22 protein-coding genes are annotated in these 20,709 nt (G+C 45.2%); 5 read left to right on the plus strand and 17 right to left on the minus strand.

The window, feature by feature from the left end; all coding sequences use genetic code 11:
- Positions 1-244 (plus strand): hypothetical protein (locus Y696_RS14140; RefSeq protein ID WP_220668780.1); only part of this gene is annotated, 244 nt, incomplete at its 5' end.
- Here Y696_RS14140 and Y696_RS00010 read toward each other — a convergent pair.
- Complete coding sequence (locus tag Y696_RS00010) at positions 214-1,266, minus strand: YCF48-related protein (protein WP_121509485.1); 1,053 nt, start codon at positions 1,264-1,266, stop codon at positions 214-216. The genes Y696_RS14140 and Y696_RS00010 overlap by 31 nt on opposite strands.
- Before the next feature lie 293 nt (positions 1,267-1,559).
- Between Y696_RS00010 and Y696_RS00015 the strand changes: the two genes are divergently transcribed.
- The gene (locus Y696_RS00015; RefSeq protein ID WP_147431758.1) at positions 1,560-1,787 is read left to right on the plus strand and encodes a hypothetical protein; all 228 of its coding nucleotides are present in this window, start codon (positions 1,560-1,562) and stop codon (positions 1,785-1,787) included.
- A 199-nt stretch (positions 1,788-1,986) separates the two neighbouring features.
- Here Y696_RS00015 and Y696_RS00020 read toward each other — a convergent pair whose 3' ends face one another.
- The 16 genes from Y696_RS00020 to Y696_RS00095 all read right to left on the minus strand — a co-directional run bounded on the left by Y696_RS00020 (position 1,987) and on the right by Y696_RS00095 (position 17,146).
- Positions 1,987-3,168 (minus strand): MFS transporter, encoded by a 1,182-nt coding sequence (locus tag Y696_RS00020; protein ID WP_121509487.1) that lies wholly within the window; start codon positions 3,166-3,168, stop codon positions 1,987-1,989.
- A complete protein-coding gene (locus Y696_RS00025; protein WP_121509488.1) occupies positions 3,161-4,141 on the minus strand; it encodes an ADP-ribosylglycohydrolase family protein in 981 nt (326 codons plus the stop codon). The genes Y696_RS00020 and Y696_RS00025 overlap by 8 nt, the downstream gene beginning before the upstream one ends.
- On the minus strand, positions 4,138-5,109 hold the full coding sequence (locus tag Y696_RS00030) for a diacylglycerol kinase family protein (protein ID WP_121509489.1): 972 nt from the start codon (positions 5,107-5,109) through the stop codon (positions 4,138-4,140). The genes Y696_RS00025 and Y696_RS00030 overlap by 4 nt, the downstream gene beginning before the upstream one ends.
- A gap of 1 nt (position 5,110) precedes the next feature.
- The gene (locus Y696_RS00035; protein WP_183084162.1) at positions 5,111-6,046 is read right to left on the minus strand and encodes a sugar-binding transcriptional regulator; all 936 of its coding nucleotides are present in this window, start codon (positions 6,044-6,046) and stop codon (positions 5,111-5,113) included.
- A gap of 8 nt (positions 6,047-6,054) precedes the next feature.
- Positions 6,055-6,888 carry a PfkB family carbohydrate kinase gene (locus Y696_RS00040; RefSeq protein WP_121509491.1) on the minus strand — a complete coding sequence of 278 codons (834 nt, stop codon included), beginning with the start codon at positions 6,886-6,888 and terminating at the stop codon, positions 6,055-6,057.
- Positions 6,885-7,712, minus strand: coding sequence for a carbohydrate ABC transporter permease (locus tag Y696_RS00045; RefSeq protein WP_121509492.1), 828 nt, complete (start codon positions 7,710-7,712; stop codon positions 6,885-6,887). The genes Y696_RS00040 and Y696_RS00045 overlap by 4 nt, the downstream gene beginning before the upstream one ends.
- Positions 7,702-8,541: a carbohydrate ABC transporter permease gene (locus Y696_RS00050; protein WP_121509493.1), complete on the minus strand. Its 840-nt coding sequence runs from the start codon at positions 8,539-8,541 to the stop codon at positions 7,702-7,704. The genes Y696_RS00045 and Y696_RS00050 overlap by 11 nt, the downstream gene beginning before the upstream one ends.
- Positions 8,542-8,757: 216 nt before the next feature.
- Positions 8,758-10,011: a sugar ABC transporter substrate-binding protein gene (locus Y696_RS00055; protein WP_121509494.1), complete on the minus strand. Its 1,254-nt coding sequence runs from the start codon at positions 10,009-10,011 to the stop codon at positions 8,758-8,760.
- Positions 10,012-10,022: 11 nt separating this feature from the next.
- Positions 10,023-11,033: an alcohol dehydrogenase catalytic domain-containing protein gene (locus Y696_RS00060; protein WP_121509495.1), complete on the minus strand. Its 1,011-nt coding sequence runs from the start codon at positions 11,031-11,033 to the stop codon at positions 10,023-10,025.
- A 53-nt stretch (positions 11,034-11,086) separates the two neighbouring features.
- A complete protein-coding gene (locus Y696_RS00065) occupies positions 11,087-11,584 on the minus strand; it encodes a molybdopterin-dependent oxidoreductase (RefSeq protein WP_121509496.1) in 498 nt (165 codons plus the stop codon).
- 15 nt (positions 11,585-11,599) lie between these two features.
- The gene (locus tag Y696_RS00070) at positions 11,600-13,201 is read right to left on the minus strand and encodes a metallophosphoesterase (RefSeq protein WP_121509497.1); all 1,602 of its coding nucleotides are present in this window, start codon (positions 13,199-13,201) and stop codon (positions 11,600-11,602) included.
- A gap of 20 nt (positions 13,202-13,221) precedes the next feature.
- A complete protein-coding gene (locus tag Y696_RS00075; RefSeq protein ID WP_121509498.1) occupies positions 13,222-13,959 on the minus strand; it encodes a class I fructose-bisphosphate aldolase in 738 nt (245 codons plus the stop codon).
- 279 nt (positions 13,960-14,238) lie between these two features.
- Positions 14,239-15,057 (minus strand): formylglycine-generating enzyme family protein, encoded by an 819-nt coding sequence (locus Y696_RS00080; protein WP_259459811.1) that lies wholly within the window; start codon positions 15,055-15,057, stop codon positions 14,239-14,241.
- Between the two features lie 356 nt (positions 15,058-15,413).
- Positions 15,414-15,836 (minus strand): flavodoxin domain-containing protein, encoded by a 423-nt coding sequence (locus Y696_RS00085; RefSeq protein ID WP_121509499.1) that lies wholly within the window; start codon positions 15,834-15,836, stop codon positions 15,414-15,416.
- Between the two features lie 5 nt (positions 15,837-15,841).
- Complete coding sequence (locus Y696_RS00090; RefSeq protein WP_121509500.1) at positions 15,842-16,552, minus strand: histidine phosphatase family protein; 711 nt, start codon at positions 16,550-16,552, stop codon at positions 15,842-15,844.
- A gap of 219 nt (positions 16,553-16,771) precedes the next feature.
- Positions 16,772-17,146 (minus strand): hypothetical protein, encoded by a 375-nt coding sequence (locus tag Y696_RS00095; RefSeq protein WP_006489997.1) that lies wholly within the window; start codon positions 17,144-17,146, stop codon positions 16,772-16,774.
- Positions 17,147-17,704: 558 nt separating this feature from the next.
- Between Y696_RS00095 and Y696_RS00100 the strand changes: the two genes are divergently transcribed.
- Genes Y696_RS00100 through Y696_RS00110 form a run of 3 tightly spaced genes read left to right on the plus strand, consistent with a single transcriptional unit; the run spans position 17,705 to position 20,555 of the window.
- Complete coding sequence (locus Y696_RS00100; protein ID WP_006489999.1) at positions 17,705-18,514, plus strand: acetoacetate decarboxylase family protein; 810 nt, start codon at positions 17,705-17,707, stop codon at positions 18,512-18,514.
- A gap of 19 nt (positions 18,515-18,533) precedes the next feature.
- Complete coding sequence (locus Y696_RS00105) at positions 18,534-19,340, plus strand: SDR family oxidoreductase (protein ID WP_006490001.1); 807 nt, start codon at positions 18,534-18,536, stop codon at positions 19,338-19,340.
- Positions 19,341-19,355: 15 nt separating this feature from the next.
- Positions 19,356-20,555, plus strand: a complete 1,200-nt coding sequence (locus Y696_RS00110; protein ID WP_039882539.1) for a hypothetical protein — start codon at positions 19,356-19,358, stop codon at positions 20,553-20,555.
- Positions 20,556-20,709 lie beyond the last annotated feature (154 nt).

Consider the following 20,709-nt stretch of genomic DNA (forward strand, 5'->3'; position numbering starts at 1 on the left):
AAAACTCCTCTGCTTCTTCCCTTTCATACTTACCCCCTCTCTACTCTTCTATCCTATCTGTTCTTCTATTTATCTCCAATATCCTTGCGGGGTAAATATGTTTTTTTCGGTGAACGGAGAACCGCTCAACGGTCAACCAGTTTCTCTTGATTTCCCAGCCCCCGACGCCGGTCTTACAACTCACAAGTTGCATCTTGGAACTAATCTTGGTTTTCACATTCTCTTTTCGGCTATCGAAACATGAGTCAAGGTAACTGGACATTCCTCTGCACTAAGAACTACTTCCCAGTTCTTTCCTCCGTCTTTTGTGCGCAGTATCTTTCCGAATTGTGGGTATCCGGCCGATGAGCCGACAACCAACGCGTTACTCCTGTCGAGAGCATCTATTCCTAACAGAAAGGAATTGCTCGTTCCTGCCGGAGGCTGCTCCTCCCAACTTATTCCACTGTTTTCAGTAAGGATTATCGTATCGAAATCGCAGGCTGCCCAGTAAGTTGAACTATCCAGCATTACCAGAGAGTTCAGGTCTTTAGCGAAAAGAGGACCTCCCGTAACCCATTGTTTCCCACCATTCGCGGTTACCACATAATGGCCCTGGCCACCGTGGATAACTATGTGGTTTTCATCTGTGGCCTTTACACCTATCCATCCATTGTCATTGTAATTGTTTGGCAGTTCAATCTCTTCCCAGGTCTGGCCACCGTCTTCGCTCTTCAGAACTATGCCGGCTCTGGGTGTTGATTTGTTTCCAACAGCATAAATCACGTCCTCGTTTATTGCATGGATTCCTTGAATAATATACTCTGAAGCCATTTCTGGAAGGTCACATACTGTCCAGCTTCCACCGTCGTCATCAGAGAAGATTACAAGTCCTTCGTCACCGCTTACCCAAATTCTATCTTCAAAAATCGAAAGGAAAGAGAAAAATGAATCAGTAGCAACTTCCGATACTCCAACTATCTCCCAGTCGGAACCGCCGTTAGTCGTTTTCAGTAATAACCCGTCTGAACCGCAAGCCCAGACTGTATTCTCATCTACGGAAAGAACGTCCTCCAAACTCTTACCTTCAGGCAGGATGTCCATGGCCTGGCGTGTCCAGGTTTCACCGGAATCGTCCGAGAAGTAAAGCATTGCGATTCCGTTTGTGTCTGTCTGCCCCACTACCCATGCGCGGTAATTCTTTACTTTGGGAAAAGGGATGCAGCTGCTCACAAGAAATAGAATCACCAGAAAACCTACAAATGCTATCAGTATCTTCCTCTTCATTTTCTCCTCCTTTGAATTCACTCTACAAGAGTAATGGTCGCCACTAAATGTTATCGTGGGAATATTAGAAAGCTGTAGTCCGCATTTGACGGAACGGATTTAGAGCATCTCGTTCATATCGTCTCTAGTAACTAAGAGCTATATGAATGACGACAGTAGAATAATAGCACTTTCACCTTCTTGAAGATGAGTGTTATAGAGTTAGTATCCTTGGAGGAGGGTTCATTCTCGCAGCCCCATGCTTCATGAAAGTCGTGAAGTCTGTCGGCTGTGAATTAATTTTTGGGGTAGTCATGTCAAGTAGATTCAGGATTCGAGCAGGGGTTTGCAGCCCAGTCAGCTTTATGTATCGTCTACCAAACTCAGAGCTATTCAGAGTGAAGAGTGTTTCGATTCCGGTCATTTATATTGATGAAAGACTTGCTATAACCGACGGGCATACAAGAGCCGTTGCGGCAATCATCGAAGGTCAGGATTCAATGCTCGTCGAGATAACAGATGAGAAGCTGGACGGCATATGAGGAAGGTTTGAAGTGGTGCTTAGAGGAAGGGATTTTTACGCCATATGACCTTGTTGGCAGAACAATTATCCACGAGGATTACAGAATGTTCTGGTACGAAAGATGCGAACGTCTTCACGAATAGTTGAAGTCTAAGCGAAGTAGTACGTAGTGAATATCCTATCGGCCGATCAGTTTAGTTTTATCGCTAGGTCTGTTTCTAGGTCTTGCCTGCCTTTTGCTCGTTTAGTGGTCCTTGATAACTAAGCGTGCTTATTACGAAGAATAGTATTGCGGCCGCGAAGCCTCCTGCAACAAAAACAAATGCCAGATTATAGCCACCTAGGGCTATCAAAGAACCTATAAGACTCAAGGCAAGCGATTGAGAGAGCACCATTACTATGTTATTTAGGCCGAAGATCTTTCCCTGATTTGCAAGGGAAACCGTATCTGAGACTATTGTCACGTTGAGGGCGAGAACGATTCCTAAAGCAAAGCTGAAGAGAATCAACACGATCAGCATCAGAAATGGGCCAAGATCCAGGAATCCGGTGTAGAAGACACTCACCAACAAGAAAACGCCGGCTAGAATAGAAAGCGCCGTAATGTGCAGCCTTCTCTGTCCTAGCATTTTGCTTAGAGTGCCAGTCATAAGAGAAGTCACGCCACTCACAAGAGTTGATATTCCCATTATTGACGATGCAGTGCCAAGAGACACACCAATATCGCTGCTGATGAAAGAGGTCAAGTAAGGAAGTATCCCACCCATGGAAAACCATAAGCCAAACTGAGAGATCATCACAAAGACTATCTTTCTGTCAATTCTGAATCTCAAGTCTTCTTCCCTAATACCTACAGCGGCATCATCTACTTGAGAACCAGAACGAAAGAAGAAAATCGGAATAACTAGGACAGCAGCAGAAATCGAGAAAATCACAAATGCGGTCTCTTCGCTTCTTGAAAGGGCGACTCCAATGAACAGGGAACAGAGAAAGGTCGCTATATTCATAACACCCATCATGAATCCGTAGTTTCTGTCCTTTCTGCCGGGCTTACTCACGTTGCTGACAAGGGCAGAGTATGGAGTAAGAAGACTGAATATTGACATGGTGAAAACGACAGCAGCAATACCCAACAAGATTTCATTGCCTGTGCTAAGCATGAACATGCTGGCAATTGCGATGATGAAGAGACCTTTAATGAAGAAAAGGTATTTCCTGTTTCGGTCGCCTAGATAGCCAATTAGCATTCCGGTGAAGATCGTTATAATCATTCCTGCAGAAACCAGGTTTCCTGCCAGAGCGGTTGAGTGAAACTTGCCATTGAGATACGGGATTAGAACGAAATTGAAGATTCCATAGATGATCCCCACAGAGGCACTTCCGGACAATAGTCTAATCATCTATATCACTGGTCTCCTCTACGTATCGCACATACTTCTCCAGATCAAGATTTTCGTTTGTTTTCAATACTCTTTGAGTTATGAAGTGAGGGATATTGTTAGTTTCGCCTTGGAGAGAAGACAGTGAACCTGCTATTGCTGCAATGGTATCGGTGTCTCCGCCGATCGAGGCACCCATTCTTATTGCTTGCCACACATCATCTCTGCAGAAAAGGCCGATGGCAATCGCTGCAACTGCTACGTCTACCGCCTCCATAGTCGTGCCAAACAGATAGTAGATTCTGTCGAGAAAATGGTCAGGCAATTCGCCGCCTATGAGATCTCTGATCAAAGAAAGTCTTTCACCGGCAGAAGGTCCTACGAATTCGGCGCAAGAGAGTTCTTCAGCTAATCTTGAGCCTCTAATGGCTGCTTCGATAATCCCATTGACACCCTGCCCCTTTGCTGCATAGTAGTAGGCGAATCCGACTGCGAGGGAAGCTTCGAGAGCAAGATTCGTGTTATGAGTAGGGACCGTGCATTCTATTATTACTTCAATTAGATGCTTTTCACTTTTGTTGAGGCTGCATAAGACTGGAGCAAGCACTCTCATTGGGGCCCCACTGGTAGTGCCCAGACTCTCGAACTCTTCTTTGTTCTTGAAGGCTTCGATAGCTCTTTTAGTGCTTGGGCCTATGTATCCCTTCGCAATAGGGTCACGCTCGTCGGCCCATCTGCAAAGAGCTTCCTTGACCGTCTCCTGTAAGAAGTTTCTTTTCTCATTGTAGAGCTTTATCAAGTATAGCACCTGCTCTGTGTCGTCAGTTATCTGACCTCTTGTTAGGTTTTTGTGGATAGGTGAGTGTTCCGGTTCTAGCAAATCACTTACGAAGTCGAACCTGGCAGAGATTTGCCGGCGGGTCATGAATTCCGTTACCATTCCCATCGCATCGCCAACGGCGAATGCTTCAAGTGCCCTGAAAATTCTGTTCATTCTTCATCACGTCTTTTCACGCCAAGTCCTGCCCTTCCATTTATTTTCACTTTGATTCCCTTGGATGCTGAAAGATCCACCCTTGGATTTCCATCGATTACGCAGAAAGCTTCGAAGCCGGACAAACTTACTGTATCACTGTTAGTTAGAATGAACTGCTTGATCTCCGCAGAGACTGTCTCGCCCGGTTCAACCATAGTTATTATCGGTCTGGAAGAGACAATCATTGCCGAGTTACAACTCGAGTAAGGCAGCCAGCAAAGGAGGCCGCTTACTGCCTTATAGGCGAACAATCCCTTAGTGTCTTTGGAAAATGGAGAGATAATGATTTGAGATGTACGAAAATGAGGTGAAACCTCCTCTCCGTTAATCTCCAATCTGCTTGTTTCTGAAGCGATTGATACAGGTTCTCTCGGTGTTCTCTCATTCCTGTAGAAGAAGTTCGAAGCGTCGATTGTTAAGTTCTTTCCTTCTACTGTCGAAATCAAAGTTTCGGAAATGACTACATCGTTGAATGCCGAACTTATGTAGTCCTCTTCGAAGACATCCAGTCCCGTTACCCATTTAGGCTCTATATTCAGGAAGTCAAAGTCAAGTATGTCAGCGGCCGATCTGAAGACGATCAGTGGTCCGCAATTGGCCGTTCCTAAAGCCACACCCGCAACTGGCGCAAGCCTTCCAGTCAGCCGCATACCGGCGACAACATCGGATGCAGTTCCATCCCCTCCGATCGATATCACCAGATTCATTTTTGAAAGGGCGTTACCGGCGTTTATGGTGTCTCTGTAATCGTTGTGGATCGTCCCCGATCCGGTTACTTCTAGATTGAAATACTCTTTCAGGTGAAGATGGGTAGATTTCGTGCAGAATAGGTGCAATTTCTCAAACTTCTTGGCAAGAGCCTTCATGAGATCAAGGTCTTTCTCTCGCTTACCAGAGTTTGGATTGTAGACTAATCCGATTCTCATATTAACTCTGCATTCGGAGTATTTGAAGAGCAGTACTCCTATCCGTTACGATTGAATTGATATACCCGGCCTTTATTGACGCATAAATTGCCTGAGCTTTCTCCTTGCCACCTGCAATCCCAATGACCTCTGGTACTTCCTTCAGCTGATCAAGAGATATCCCGAGGATATTCTCATTTCCGGAAACGCAAGGCGTTCCGTCCGCGTTGAAGAATCTCGCTGCAATGTCGCCAACTGCCGCATGTTTCATAAGGTTGGCAAGGAACTCCTTGTCATAGATGTTCTTGAAGGCGTTGGACAGGGATATAGGCTCCCCTATCCCGACAATGGCCAGATCTAACCTCTTCCACATCTCCGACATGAATCTTATAGAACTGTCTTCAAGCATCATGTTTAGAGTCTTCGCGTTTTCTATGAAGGCTGGAGCGAAAAGGTAGTAACGGTTACTGTGAAAGGAATTCGCAATCTTTTCGACAATTGAATTCATTTGATACTCGTGACGCAACTGGCCGACACCGCCGATTAGGGGTATGAATGTTGTGTTTGGAAGCTCCCCATTGAATACGACTCTTTCAACTGTCTCGTACAGAGTTCGACCCCATGAGATCCCCACAAGCTGTCCATTCTTCACGTAATCGGGGAGGAATTTCGCTGCAGACATCGCAATTGAATTGATAGTTCCTCCATCCGATGCTTCGTCCGCAACGATGACGTTCTTCAGTCCGAATCTCTCTTTCATTTCTATTGAAATCTCTTCGAGATTTTCCACTTTTCCCGAATCAATCTCTATCCTAACGACTCCCTCATTCTTGGCTTTTGTGAGCAGCCTGCTGACTTGGGGCCTGGATATTCCAACCAATCTGGCGATCTCGCTCTGTGTCTTGTCCTCAATATAGTAGAGTTTGCAAACTTTCATCATTGTGTCTCTATCAGCCATAAGCCCCTTCATCTTAAATCTTTCCTCCCTTCTACGAGGTTGGGTCCAATTACAGAAACCGCTTCTGCCGCCTTCTTGTGGCCGTAATAGATACTCTGGATTGGATCACCGCACTTCGTGAACTTCTCCATAAATCCTGCGGCGAAAGCATCACCGGCTCCCGTAGTATCCAAGATTTCTTCAGCGATTCCTTCAACCTCGAAGGAGCGGCTATTCTTGTTTCTGTCCATCCAGATCGTTGCAGCCGATCCTCTGGTTATTATAATATTCGAAGAGATCTCACTGATCCTTGTCTGAAGGTTCTCTGCTTCTCCTTCCGACAAAATAGTGTAATCCGATAAACAAGCTACCTCAACAACGGTATCGGCTCCAAAATACAGACCACATCCACCTGGTACATAGACTTTCAGAGATTCAGCTGTCTTTCGGAATGCATCGAGCGCCACTTCTTTGAAACTGTCCGCCACGCAAATCGCATTGTATCTCTTTTCGTCGATTACACCACGAAAGAGAGCATGGCCTCCAAGGGATATGATTCTTCTCTCTCCATGTGAATCTATCATTACTAAAGTCTCAGCGCCAGATCCATTTTCCACGACGTAACTAAGATTCATGCTTGACAAAGAGAGCTTCTCTAGAATCCACTTCGAAGATAAATCATTTCCCGTTCCGAAGTAGAAATCAGTTTCAACGCGACGCGAGAGATTCAAAGCTATGTTTGCTCCCGAGCCTCCGATGAAATCATGTGTGCTTCTTGCAAATACCATAGAATCTCTTTCAGGAAATGAATCGAGAATCACATACCTGTCGATAGAGGCGGCTCCGATGACAGCGATTCTCATTTTATCGCACCTCTCGTAAGCCCTCCGATAAGATACTTCTGTGATAGTAGAAACAGAAGGATTGGAGGAAGAGCAGTGATGAGAGCGCCGGCCGACAGAGCGCCCCACTCTACGGCACCTCCAGTTCCAACAAACCTTGAAAGGAAAACGGGAAGGGTACAATTTGCATTCTCTCTCATTATTACGAGCGCAAAAAAGAACTCATTCCAAGAGAGAAGGAACGCGAACGTTCCAACGGCGACTATCCCCGGAACTGCCATTGGCACGATTATCTTCCTCATTGCCTGAAATCGATTACAACCATCTATCATTGCAGCTTCTTCAAGCGCCTGGGGAATCTCATCGAAGTATCCCTTAAGCAACCAGCTGCAGAACGGAATGGTAAAGGTAGTGTATAGAATAATCAAGCCCAGGGGGTTGTTTTGAAGGGAATACCGGTTCAGGAGAGAAAAAAGACCGATAATCATGAGAATTCCCGGGAAAGCCTGGGAAGCCAGAAGCCATAGTATCAAAGGATTCTTGCCCTTGAACTTGAATCTGGACATTGCATACCCTGCCAGTGTAGTGATAATTATGCAGAGTAGAACGGTGACGAGGGTAACCGTCATACTGTTTGTGAAGTTCCTACCGAAACTGGTGTCCTGGAAGATCTTCGAGTAGTTTCCCAGATAGAATTTCTCCGGAAGCTTCAAAGGATTCTGATAAATGTCAGTAGTTTCTCTGAAAGAATTTAGTATTAGCATTAAGAGAGGAGAGAGAATTAGCAGAACCACTAAAAACGCCACGATGTTCATTGTTATTACTACGCTTCTCTTAGGCCTCATTTCTAACCTCCCTTATATAGAAGGCAACAGGTAGAAGGAGTATAAGCAAACATATGACGCCGATTGCAGAAGCGTATCCCTGCTGGAAGTATGCGAAAGCATTTTGATAAGAATACAGCGATAGTAGCATTGAAGAGTTCCCCGGTCCGCCGTTGGTCATTGAGTAGACTATGTCGAACATGTTGAAAGTCCAGATCGTGTTCAGTGTAACAAGGATAAGAATCAGACTTTTCATTAAAGGCAGAGTGAGATGGAAGAACCTCTTGAATACTCCGGCACCATCTATCTCGGCAGCCTCGTATACATCAGAAGGTAGGGACTGCAATCCAGCCAGAAGAGTCACAATAACGAACGGGAGGCCTATCCAGATGTTTGCGACTATGCAGGCGAAGAGAGAATAACCCGGGGTCACCAACCAATTGGGAGGATTTGCAAAGCCCACTGCATTCAGAAAGGAATTAAGCGGTCCCATAACTCCGAAGATGTATCTCCAGATAAGTGCCGCTACAACGGGGGTTGTCGCCCAGGGCAGAAGGATCAGCGCTCTGTATAGACCTCTTAGCCTTATGTATGGTAGATTGAGCAGCAGAGCTATCAACATACCCAGAACAAGCTCAAATCCGACACACGCAGCCGACCATATAAGGTTATTCTTGAGCCCGGTCCAAAACAGATTGTCAGACACGAGATCTTTGAAATTATCAAGGCCGGAGAAGTACTTTCCTCCTCCGAAGACAGCGTCGGAAAAGAAGCTGTTGTATATCCCGTTGACAAATGGGTATACGCTTATTAGCGCTACTACTACCAGTACTGGCAGTATATATGGCATTGCCTTCGCCGTTTCGCTCTTTCTGATTTGTCATCACTCCCGGCAGTTACCGAGTGAATCGGTAGAATGTATCTAGTAGTATGCCATTTTCGCATTTTACTAGCGAACACACGCTGCTAATACGAAAACCACGAAGAAACGTCTCAGAAAAACTCAGTCTGAAGTGCTGCGAGCTTATGTAGTGTATTCCTTTCATTCTCTACAAGTTGCAGCAAATCATTGAAGCCCGAGTTTCTTCAGCATTTTGTTTCCCTCAGTAACTGTATCCTTCAGGGCGGCGTCCAGACTCATGTTACCCAGTATAACTTTTTCGAGATTAGGTACAAATAGCTTCCACTCGAAGGAGTAGAATCCTGGCATTCCTGGTTTCACGTTGTCCGAGTATTGGAGCCAGGCCTTAGCAACATCCCATTCATTTTCTGGAGAGCTGAATCTTGGATCTTCAAGCGAAGACTCTCTGACAGGGAAGAGATAATCACTGTAGCTTATCTCTGCTGAGTTTTCAGTATTTGTCATGAATTCTATGAATGCAAAGGCTTCATCCTTGTGTTTGGACAGCTTCGATATACCAAAAGCCTGGGGGTCAGATGCATTGATCCTGTTGTCTTCATTCTTGACAAGAAGCATACCCCAGTTGAAACCTTTGTTCTGAAGCAAGAAGCGTCTGTTCCAGCAGCCAAAGGTGACCATTGCGTACTTGCCGTTTATGAACCCCTGCATAAGAGAGGTGTAGTCTATGCTTATGACGTCTCTAGGCATCACCTGGTGTTCAGTTATTAGTGAAAGGTAAAACTCAATTGCCTCTATAGCTCCCTCATTGATCTCAACCTTCCATTTATGATTGCTGTCCTTTGTAAGTATCGTTCCATCTTTCTGAGCGATCAAGGTCCAGTGAAACCTTTCCATAAGAGGAGCAAGGATTCCCCAGGTTATTACATTTTCGTTCTCATCTTTCTTTGTAACTCTTTGAGCAATATCAAGCAGCTCTTCCCACGAAATCATTCTGTCGAGAGGCAACCTGATTCCGCTTTCTTCGAATATGTCTTTGTTGTAAAAGATCACCTGTGTCTCCTGGCACCAAGGGATCCCGTATAAATTTCCGGCAAAATCGTAGCAGTCTTCGAATATATGAGCAGGAATGTCGCCAATTATTTCGTCACTCACGTAACTGTTAAGGGGGGCCGCATATCCCATCATTCCATATTCTCGGAATTTCTCGGCGTCAGTGTGAAAGACATCCGGCGCGTTTCCGCCTTGAAAACTTGTCAGCAGATACTGGTCTGAAGACTCCCAGGTGCCCCAGATAATGTTCACCTGAACATCTGGATTATCCATGTTCCATATATCGACCAGATCGTATATCTTGTCAACGGCTGCAGGCTGCCAGGCAAGACAGTAAAAGTCCAGGGTAATGGCGAAGACCGCCGCAGTAATTATTAGAAGTAATGAAATGACAAATACCTTCTTCACTCAAATCCCACCTAGCTTGAGACCTTAACGACAATCTTGGCTTTGGTCTTGTCTGTAGCATCATTGAAAGCTTCTACGATATTCTCGAGGTCCCGTACTTTGGAAATCAGTTTAGAGAAAGAATCTGGATCACTGGTGATGAAGCCGAAGGCCTTCTTGAAATCCTTCTCGGAGAAACCAAACGTGCCGACGAGGTCTACCTCTTTATAGTGAATAAAGTAAGGATCTATCTCCAGGACTGTGTCTCTCGACATTCCACCAAACAACTCAAATGTTCCACCTGGATGGACGAAAGGCAGAAGCGAGTTGACAAGTTCCTTTCTATCATTTGCAAGGATGATTGAATCGAAACGAGGATTACTGTTCTTGAAGCTTTCGAAACCAGACTCACTGAAGTCTATCGTTTTGAGGCCACAGTTCTCAGCCATAGATAGTCTGTTCTTATCGATATCGGAAATGTATGTCTCGCATTTCATGTTTTTCAGAGCGTTTCCTAGGAGCAATCCCATAGGACCGCTTCCAACAACCAGGACTCTGTCTTCGGCGGTTATCCTGGCTTTGTCTATGCCATGAATTGCACAGGCGAGCGGTTCTGTAAGGGTTGCGGTGCTCTCGGGGACATGATTAGGGATCTTCAGAGTTGCCCTTTTCAGGATCTCTAATGGAACTTTGACATACTCGGTGAATGCTCCTTCGACCCAATGTTTCTTTGAGCAGAGCTCGGGAACTCCTTTCTGACACATTTCACATTTGCCGCACTCTATGTACGGAGCAATCACGTAGCTAGCATCACCGAAATCGTAGTCTACCGACGCTCCCTTTTCAACTATCTTTCCGGTGAACTCATGGCCTAGAATGCAAGGCGGTTTGAACATGTGATGCCCTTTGTTGAATGTCTTTATGTCTGTGCCGCAGACGCCAACCATACCTATCTTCACGAGACCTTCGTCTGCCTGGATAACGGGCTTGCTTATATCATCGATTTCGATCTTCCCGATGCCCTTGTAGATTGCTGCTTTCAAATGAACCACCTCTTATCGCAGATAATGGGGGAGTTGCCTCCCCCATCACGAAATCACATCTCAACCCTAACTTCGATTACGTACCATGCCCAGTTGTCAGACGGATACTTGTCGGTGATCTCCGGGAAGTCGTTGATCGGATATGCAAGCTTTATAGGACCGCCCTGGCTCGCAGGAAGAGCCCTGAGGTTTTCTCCCGATCTGGTTGAGTGAGTCAGCATTATAGGATACTTCAGTGCGTCTTCGTAAGCTACCGCGAATTCTTTCTCGTCGGAGCAGACCATCACTACGTTCTTCGCGCCTGAAGGAACTCCCACGAACTTCAAAAGATCGGCGAGAGTCACTCCAACATATGTCTTGTCTCCCATCCACGGATCGGTTACAAAGAACTCGGTTTGGGGCAGTTCTTTGAACTCATCCAGCGTGAGTTGCCAGGCGCCTTCCTCATTTCTCAATGCGATCACGCCACTAATTTTGATTACAGGATCTGCGATTACCGCAGCAGAAATGAGAAGCATTGCCGCAAGAACAACCAGTAAGGCTTTCTTCATACGTATTTCCCCTCCTTATTCTTCCTGAACAATTCCCTCGGCCACCAACAGCTTGATCGGATCAACCACTCTCTCGCTGTTTCTAAATATTCCGTACAGAGAGTATTTATATTCTTTTGAAATGGTGAAGGGAACGTCCAGATTGGTTATTTGAACCATGAAAGTATCACTACCATCGTTGAATGTGTAGGTTTTACCCCACTGACCGGTATTGGCACAATTCGAGACAAGCACAAGTGATCCCTCGAAGTATTCTGGATTGGTTTTCATAGATTTGATATCTACCGAAGCGCTTCTAACGAAGAGCTTCTTTCTGAACTCTCTATCTCCAGAGTGAACAACTATCTCATTCAGGCCATCGTCACAGGAAGAAAGATTGACGTTGAAGTAGTACTCGCTCCAGAATCTCATCTCTTTCTTCAAAACATCACATTCGACGACACGGTCATTTAGAAGTACTACGATATCTTCTGTTGAAGGAAACGTGCAGAATCTGATGTACTCGACTCCCGAATAGGGGGACTCTCTGCTCATGTCGAACCAGCCGGAACGATCGTATGTAAGAGTTACGAAACAGTAATTTAAATCGCTTCTCTTCATCTCAAAAAGAGTGAACCCATACTCGTCACCAGTTGGAGAGGGACCTTCCCACCATGCTCCAGAAACGGCGCCACAGGTTAGCTCCACAAATGGAGCATCGAAGTACTCAATCATTGTGTGCTTGTGACCGGTAATGTGATATGAACAGTCATCAGCAAAAATCTGCATCAGTTCGTAGTAGTTATCGGTCTTGGCTAGACTGAATACCGGTTCATGTGAAAAGATCACGATTCTATTATTATTGGCAACTAGCTCAATGTCCTTCTTCAACCATTCAAGTTGCGGAGAATCGATTTCATAAACGAAACTGCCTTCGATGATGTTGTGAGTATTAAGAACTATATAGTGTGTTCCAAAGCTATTGAAAGAGTAATATTCGGGTCCGTAGACGTTGTGAAAAATGTCGTACGGATCGGCCTTCTTCTTGTTTGTCTCGTGATTTCCAACGGAGTAATATACAGGGATATTCGAGATGGTTAGATAGTCTTTAACCTTTGTAGCCCATCTGGTTGCAATTTCGTCATCGATGTCTTTGATACTTGCACCCATGTCTCCGTTGCAGACGATAAAATCGGGCTTGACTATCTCGAGAATCGAAACAAGCTTGGACATGTATTCATCTGGGCTGTCAATCATTTCTCTGTCCCCTAGAGATTCATAGAAGAGGTCGGGGTCATCCGCGTAGTGAATATCGTTTACAACGGCAAAGATACCATTCTCCACGGCTGGCATCAGTAAGAAATCGTGATTCTCAAGTCCCTTAACATACCATTCGCTGCACACATAACCGTCCGGTTTGATCAGGAATATGAAGCCATCCGAATCAGAGATACTGTAGAACCCCTCGCTGTCTGAAGAGACTATCTCAATTCCATTTGAAATAAGGCAACCCTGAACTGTCTGATCCTCCGGGTCGAGTATCCCATTTGAGTTCAGATCAACAAACACATGGCCCTCAATTCCGAAAACAGCGCTGAGAAAAAGAAATAGGAAAACCGTCAAGAGTGCTTTCTTCATAAACGCCTCCTCATTTCGGACTAGCCGTGAACAGTTTTCAGAAGTTTTTCGACATATTCGGTCTGATCATCGGCTTGAAATACATTCCTGCCGTAAGCAACCCCCTTTGCGCCGAGCTTCAGAGCCTCCCTCGCCATTTCGAAGGCATCCTTTCCCTTCGGTCCGCCGGCAATCACGACGGGCACAGGGACTGATTCCAGAACCTTCGTAAATGACTCAAAGCCCGTATAATAGACTTTTACAAGATCGGCACCCAGCTCATACGCTACTCTCGTTCCTAGTGCAATATACTCCGGATCAGTAAAGTGATCCGTGGCCTGCGGAAGCATTTCTGCAATCAAGGGCATTCCTAGCTTGCTGCATTTTTCTGCCACTTTTCCTATAATTTCAAGCGACGCGTTTTCACCGTCTCCACCTATGAATCCCATAACAACCACACCGTCGGCTCCTATTGACAACGCATGTTCGACGGAAGTAGTGATTCTGTGGTAGTCAAACTTTGTGGAGTAGTTAGTAGAGGCTCCCGTTATTCTACATAGAATCGAAACCTTTCCTCCAAGCAAATCTCCGTTCTTTTCGATGACGCCAGGATTTAGAATTATTGCATCGGGCCGGCCAGCGACTATGTTGCTCAACGTCCTCCTGACATCCCTGATGCCTTCTATCGGACCCTGGAACTGCCCGTGATCCATAGCGACGATTACCGTCTTTCCGTCTTCTCTAAGTATCCGGTTCATTCTAATCAGTTTTCCCGTCATGACATCTCTCCTATCATTTGTTCAGAACATATGTACCTAGATTATAGTACATTCCTTAAAGAAAACAAAACTGAAGCAAAGGATTTGGTAGTTTCATTTTGCGTGAACAATTAGGAATAGGAGTGAAAATTGGTTTCGGCGTTTGGACACATGAAGGTTTACTACTGTTCAATTTCCGTTCTTTTCTACTGCAGCAGATAATCAAGTTCTGGGTTAGCTTTGACACCAGATGATTCCGGACACGGTTCTATGATGGAATGAAGATTGTTACAGATGCCTTTACTTTGCTGTTCTACAGATTCTGAAGCCGAGATTTGTGATGGCGTGATCTGGCAAACCCTTAGATCTCACATCGATACTGACACCGACGGGGCAGTCTATCCAGCTGCCACCTCTCTTAACTCTGTAAGCTGAGAAGCTGTCAACATATGGATTCGCTTCTTCTGAACAGGAGTAGTCTGTGTGATAATCGCTAACCCATTCCCAAACATTTCCCAACAGATCGAAGATTCCCAGTTCGTTTGGAGCTTTGGTTCCTACCGGATGGGTCAAGTTCTCTGAGTTAGATTTGTACCACGCTACCAGGTCAACTGAGTTTCCTACCAATCTTGTGTAGCCTTCACTCGCGTTACCGCCTCTCGCCGCAAATTCCCACTCTGCGTCTGTCGGCAGCCTGTAACCCTTAACTTCGGAGGGATCAGTCGTTCTTCTGCCCATTGCATCAAGAATATGGCCCTCGGAGTCATAGGCTAGGGGTAACCCTTCCTTAAAGCTAAGCCAGTTACAGTAAGCTATCGCGTCCCACCAGCTTACGTTGATTGCTGGTCTGGAGTCTCTTCCCCATCCGGAATCGTCAGGAACGTTTCTTCCTGTTTCTTCACAGAAGGTATCGAACTCGTCGAAGGTAACTTCGCGCTTCCCAATGAAGTAATCATAATTCAGATTGATCCGTCGAACCGGCTCATTATCCACACCTTCCTCTCTCCATGTCGTTCCCATGAGAAAGCTTCCGCTATTTACGAGAACCTGTTCCGGCATTGAAGCACAGAGGAAAGAAGTGAAAAGGACCATAATAGTAAGCGAGAGCAATCTGTTCATGGAAGCAGCCTCCGGCACAGACAGTCTCCTAGAATACACAAATCCTAGAGACCGCGATGATTTTGTCTTCGCTACTAGTATATCAGTCGAGAGGATCGTGAAGCCTTTACTCAGGATTTGAGCTTTCGGCATTACCAAATCGTTCGTGGAAATTGATGTGTTTTCAAGAATCTTCGTATTGAGCGTGACATATTACTTTAGCTGCTGAGTGAATCGCAACCTGCTGTTAGAAAGAGGTCTCCTGGAAACGAAGTGTCTCTTTCAAATCTGTCTTAACCTATTAGCTCTGGTTTTGAAGTAGAACTAGGCCGAAAGTGTGATATTGATCTGCATATAAATAACTCTGTTATTGTTTGTTAGAAACAAGAAGCAAGATCTTCTACCAACCTCTCGATTTTTCTCTCTCGACCAAAGCTCCACCATCCCACGCTACCCTCTCCGCAGATCTCCGCCCCTTTCTCTCTGCAGATTTTCTTCATGTAGGTCAGTGTCTGCTTCCTTCCCAAAGCGGCTGGAAAGAGACCCGTAGCCATAACGGCAACCTTCTTGCCTTCAAGGGACTTCATTTTGGCAAGGTAACTCTTCATGGCATCTGCGGGTGCTCCGCCATTAACTGGAGAGCAAAAGATCAGCCCATCATATCTTTCGAGATCAGGAGTCTCCGATCTCAACCTTACCATAGATGCTGCTTTCCCTGCAGAAGTCAACTTATCTCTTAGCTTTTCAGCAACATACAAGGTATTTCCTGTTTTTGAATAAGCGATTATTCCGATTCTCACGACTATCACCTGCCTTTCTGGTCAGTATTCCCTCGACTTTGCACATTCCACACATTGTCGATAGGTTCCTTCTCAAAATCCAGTTCCATGTGCGAGGCATTGGCCCAATCTACCAATTCGAGTGAAAGTGATCCGTTATCTCTTTGAGCTTTCACAGTTGTTATTGCGCAGTTGGTTATAGAAATACCAGATCTTGAGAAGAAACTCTTAGGGTCGATCCCGTTGCAGACGAAGGGAAGTGTCATTGACAGAAAACCTCCGTGACTAACGGCCAGGACTTCTCCTTCGGGACATTCCCTTACCACTGTGTTCATAGCCTTCCAGAATCGATCGATAACTTCTCTGTGACTCTCTCCATTGGGGATTTTCTCATCTATCCTGCCATCAATCCAACTTTTAACGAGTTCAAGGAATGCCCTTTCTGCTTCCCCCTGAATGAGCTGACCCTCAAGTTCGCCAACGTGAAATTCACGGATCTCATCAAGTAGTTGAGATTTGATTCCAAGATCAGATGAGACTATTTGTGAAGTCTCCCTTGCTCTCAGTATGGGCGAGGTGTAAATCTTGCGAATATTCCTGAGCTTCAAGTGGCGCGCGGCCATTTTCGCCTGGATTCTCCCATCATCAGTCAGGGGAAAACCATCGTCACCATTTGCGAATACCCTTTCAACATTTGCCTGACTCTGTCCGTGTCGCATGAGATATATTGTTGTCATTTTTTGCCTCCGTGAAGTTACTCAAGAAGATGATAACAGATTTGGTCTGAAGGTTTTTTGGTCAAAACTCACAGAGTATTATGCGATAACTCAGAGTGCTCGACCCGTTTTGATGAGACTTGGGTTCCAGAGGTCAATATGTGAGATGAATATATCGATTCTAAGGCAGTTTTAGAAAGATAACTCTTGCCCACTTGCGGATTTTACGAATATGTCGGCCTAACGCCTAGTTGCCTCCCATGTTCCTTCGGCTGAAGGTTCGAATCTAGTGAAGGTTCCGGACATTGTTCCTTTCTCAGCGACTCCAGCGAAATCTATTTTGCTTTCAGAGGTCCAGGTGTTGATATTTACCCTGTGATCGTTGGAGATCATCCCAAAAAGCTCTTTACAGGTTGAATCAAGACAGAATTTTCCCCTGTAGTTATAGATTATGTGCTGCTCGATATGAAAAGTAGATGTCTTCGAGGCTCCACCAGAATAAGTCATTACAACATCCCAGCTTCCATTCAAATTAGGAAGTCCAAAGAACAGACACCCAGATGCAAGGAAGATTATCGCCAATATCGAGAGTGCGGTCAAAAAGCTTTTCTTCATTCTCAATCCCCTCCGTGTAAAAAGCACATTCTTTTTTGGGCTAACTACGGAATCTACAAAGAGCGCGAATTTGCTCCAATTATACAGTGAATTAAGCTTTGAAAGGGGAATCTTAGTCGCTGCTGAACAGCGATTTTCTATGAGAAAAGACGATAGTACTACTGATCAAATATAGCAATTCCGTGTAGTTAAAAAGAAACTATGAAGCAGAGGCCTCGGAGACAATATCATGTGGAAGCGACATAATTTATGCTGATATTATTTGAACATTACGCCTATTGCTCATGTTGTGATGGATTCATTTTTGCTTGGAAGTTCATTAGATATTGTGATCTAATTAACATGAATTAGAGGCCGGGCTTCCCATACAATCCCTATTCATCCTGACTTCATCTACCAGTTTTTCGACGATTGCCAGACGGTTTTAGATTCATTAAAGGTCAATGATAGAGCAAATTCTCCGAGATGATTTCCAGAATCTTGTGGGTCTAGAAGAATATGCGTGCGGCAGGATATTGAGTTCCATCATCCATAATAATGATGAGAGGAGGAAGTGAAGTGTCCGGGAAAAAAGGAAAATTCGTGTTTAACGCGGACTTTATCTACAAGATGCCGGTGCATTTCGGTGGGGCCCCATTCTACCCGGTTAGAGTTGTCTACGGTGATAATACAGTTATCTGTGTTGACTATGAAACAGACGAAAATGCTCTATTAAGCTACATTCCCGAGGACTTCGAACTTAAGGAGCCGGTTGTCAGTGTCCAGTATACCAATTGTCGGGATGTGGACTGGATGATTGGGGGAGAGTACAGGCTCATTCAGGTGACGACACCTGTAAAGTATGTTGGAAACTCAGAGGGTCTTGAAGGAGTCTACGCGCTTGTAGTGTGGGAAAACAAGACCTGCCCGATAATCGGGGGACGTGAAGAGGATGGAGTACCAAAGGTGTTTGCAGACATCTCGTCCGAGCGTCATCTGGAGAATCACTGGTTTGTGGCGGCCAGCTACGAGCAGTTCACATTCCTAAAAATCGATCTTCAGAGAGGTGATGAGGTAAGTGAAGAGGATCTGTCGGAGCTAAACAAGGATTCGAAGATCAATCTGTTTGGGTGGAGATATCTGCCTAATTTGGGAAAGGGTGGTGCTACTCTGAGCCATGCTACTCTGTATCCTCAAGAGATGGTGTTGAGAAAAATGTGGATTGGTACAGGCGCTGTGAAATGGACTGGCCTGTCTTATGAGCAACATCCTTTGCAGACAAGGATCATAAGATCACTGGAGGCTTTGCCGATCAGAAGGGTTAAATCGGCAAGTATGGCAAAAGGAATTGTGAAGTTGAATGTCGGCGATTCCAGGATACTTCCATGAATTACCGGAGGAGGAAGAGATGAACGAATACTTTGAAAATAAGGTTGCGGTTGTCACTGGAGCGGCTTCGGGAATCGGACTCGGTTTGACCGAGGAGATGCTCTCGAGGGGCGCGAAGGCTGTATTTATGGCAGATGTAAGCCAGGAAAATCTCGATAGAGAATCGGAAAGACTGAGTTCAAAGTATGAAGGGGAAGCAGTACCATTCCTTACCGATGTGACAAAAGAAGAGCAGGTAGAGAAGCTCATCAAATCAGCAAGGAAGTACGAAGGTCATCTTGACTTTGTCTTCAACAATGCCGGAATAGGTATGACTATTCCAACTGAGATGGTGACTCTCGAGATCTGGAAGAAAGTGATAGATATCAATCTCTGGGGAGTGATCTACGGAACGTACCACGCCATACCGATTATGAGGGAGCAGAAGTCGGGCCACATAATTAATACAGCTTCCATCACTGGATTGGTTCCTGTCCCATATCAGGCGCTGTATGCATGCTCAAAGAGCGCGGTTAAAACTATGACTGAAAGCCTCTATTATGAGCTTTTCAATGAAGGATTGAAATTCAGCGTTGTATGCCCCGGAAATGTTAGAACGGCTATCTTCGGAGGGCTTACTCCTCCACCGGACTCAGTATCCGTTGAAGAAGCGGTGAATTACATAGTCGAAAAAATGGAGAAAGGAGATCTGCTGATAGTCTTCCCCCAGAAAATGCGCGATTTTGACGAGCTTTATCGAACAGACAGAGAAAAATTTGATGAATTTGCTTTCAATTTGGCAGCTGAAAGACGGGAGAACTACAGAACCAAAGGAACTTATTATTGATAAGGTCTGATGCCCATGAATCTGACAAAGGTTTTTGATGAATCGGAGCTGTCTCTGGAAGTAGTAATCTTGATGATTGCCGGACTCATCCTGCTTATTACAGGGATACTGCTCTTTCCTGTGGCTACCGGAGGACTTTCTTATTATGAGAATGGTCTTTACGGACTTCTGCTGGTCATGTTCTCCCTGCAGATCATCTCAATGGGGAAAACCCCCTTTGGCGACTTGAAACGATCGAAGCTAGTCTTGCTGGCGGGACTTGTCGTTGGGGGGATTGGAACGATAACTTGTTTTGTTCCGGATGCCTTCAGCGATATTCCCAGATTTATGCTATTCCTTTTCTTCGGCCCGGGAGGAGCTCTATTGCTTCTTCAAATGATCCTGTCGAAGGATAAGCTCAAAGCCTGGTTTGAATACGGTGGAATCTTCAAACACTTGATTGCCGGATGCACGGTGGCATATGTTTCATCGATTCTCATATCAATACTTCTTTGGAATCAGAGCCTATTGAGTGTACAGATGACGGCGATCTTTGTTCTGATCTATGGAGCGGCTATCGCATATCTTTCGTTTGTCCTGAGAAAGATATACAGTAGTTACCCGCAAGAACAGAAAAGAAAGGATGGAGAAGTCGAACTTCCCATCGACAGGGCTATGATTCTATTTACAAGTGTTTTTATGATTATTCTGGGCGTCCTGTTGATACCGGTAAATCTAGGTCTCTTACCGTTCTCAGGAAGTGCCCAGCTTGGTCTTCTGATGATGATTTTTGCGATCCAGATGATTGCTTCGGGAAGCACCCCGATAGGGGTCTTTCCAAGGTCGCTACCTGTAATCCTTATAGGTTTTGTATTCGCTGCCCTTGGAACTGTGTCGTGCATCATCCCAGAGGTTCTGGTGTATCCTCTGACCGTTCTTGTTGGGGTTCTAAACATTCTAGGCGGAGCGATTTCAATTGGCAAGTTCCTTGGACAGCGGGCGAGCAGTACCGATCAACAGAAAGGTAAGATTCCAAAGATACTGGTGAAGTTGAACGTCTCTCAGCTGATTCTGAACGTTCTTGCAATTGCATTCGGTTTATCTATGTTGATCTCTCATCTCTTGCCGGGACTGGTTATTGGCGTGGTTTTGGCGGCTAATGGGGTGGTGCTTCTGTATTTGCTACACATTTTGTTAGTCATAGATAGAATACAAAAGGAGATGGAAACTAGATAATTTTAGAGTATTATCAAAGCTAATCAACTGAATTCAGAGAAAAAACACCGGTTGGATTGGTTCATACCGAAAAACTTCATTCTTAACAACTTGATAGTACTTTTGGAAGCTGTCGTCCGGAAAGTCGGCGGTCAAATTATGGATCATTCATGAA

It is taken from the genome of Mesotoga sp. H07pep.5.4 (genome assembly GCF_003664935.1).
Lineage (GTDB): Bacteria > Thermotogota > Thermotogae > Petrotogales > Kosmotogaceae > Mesotoga > Mesotoga prima.

Excerpts from the sequence above, each read along its gene's own strand:
- Y696_RS00010 (WP_121509485.1), bottom strand. The coding sequence starts at position 1,266 with ATGAAGAGGAAGATACTGATAGCATTTGTAGGTTTTCTGGTGATTCTA.
- Y696_RS00065 (WP_121509496.1), bottom strand. The coding sequence starts at position 11,584 with ATGAAGAAAGCCTTACTGGTTGTTCTTGCGGCAATGCTTCTCATTTCT.
- Y696_RS00070 (WP_121509497.1), bottom strand. The coding sequence starts at position 13,201 with ATGAAGAAAGCACTCTTGACGGTTTTCCTATTTCTTTTTCTCAGCGCT.
- Y696_RS00015 (WP_147431758.1), top strand. The coding sequence starts at position 1,560 with ATGTCAAGTAGATTCAGGATTCGAGCAGGGGTTTGCAGCCCAGTCAGC.
- Y696_RS00075 (WP_121509498.1), bottom strand. The coding sequence starts at position 13,959 with ATGACGGGAAAACTGATTAGAATGAACCGGATACTTAGAGAAGACGGA.
- Y696_RS00080 (WP_259459811.1), bottom strand. The coding sequence starts at position 15,057 with ATGAACAGATTGCTCTCGCTTACTATTATGGTCCTTTTCACTTCTTTC.
- Y696_RS00090 (WP_121509500.1), bottom strand. The coding sequence starts at position 16,552 with ATGACAACAATATATCTCATGCGACACGGACAGAGTCAGGCAAATGTT.
- Y696_RS00105 (WP_006490001.1), top strand. The coding sequence starts at position 18,534 with ATGAACGAATACTTTGAAAATAAGGTTGCGGTTGTCACTGGAGCGGCT.
- Y696_RS00020 (WP_121509487.1), bottom strand. The coding sequence starts at position 3,168 with ATGATTAGACTATTGTCCGGAAGTGCCTCTGTGGGGATCATCTATGGA.
- Y696_RS00095 (WP_006489997.1), bottom strand. The coding sequence starts at position 17,146 with ATGAAGAAAAGCTTTTTGACCGCACTCTCGATATTGGCGATAATCTTC.
- Y696_RS00040 (WP_121509491.1), bottom strand. The coding sequence starts at position 6,888 with ATGAGAATCGCTGTCATCGGAGCCGCCTCTATCGACAGGTATGTGATT.
- Y696_RS00045 (WP_121509492.1), bottom strand. The coding sequence starts at position 7,712 with ATGAGGCCTAAGAGAAGCGTAGTAATAACAATGAACATCGTGGCGTTT.
- Y696_RS00110 (WP_039882539.1), top strand. The coding sequence starts at position 19,356 with ATGAATCTGACAAAGGTTTTTGATGAATCGGAGCTGTCTCTGGAAGTA.
- Y696_RS00035 (WP_183084162.1), bottom strand. The coding sequence starts at position 6,046 with ATGGCTGATAGAGACACAATGATGAAAGTTTGCAAACTCTACTATATT.
- Y696_RS00025 (WP_121509488.1), bottom strand. The coding sequence starts at position 4,141 with ATGAACAGAATTTTCAGGGCACTTGAAGCATTCGCCGTTGGCGATGCG.
- Y696_RS00050 (WP_121509493.1), bottom strand. The coding sequence starts at position 8,541 with ATGCCATATATACTGCCAGTACTGGTAGTAGTAGCGCTAATAAGCGTA.
- Y696_RS00030 (WP_121509489.1), bottom strand. The coding sequence starts at position 5,109 with ATGAGAATCGGATTAGTCTACAATCCAAACTCTGGTAAGCGAGAGAAA.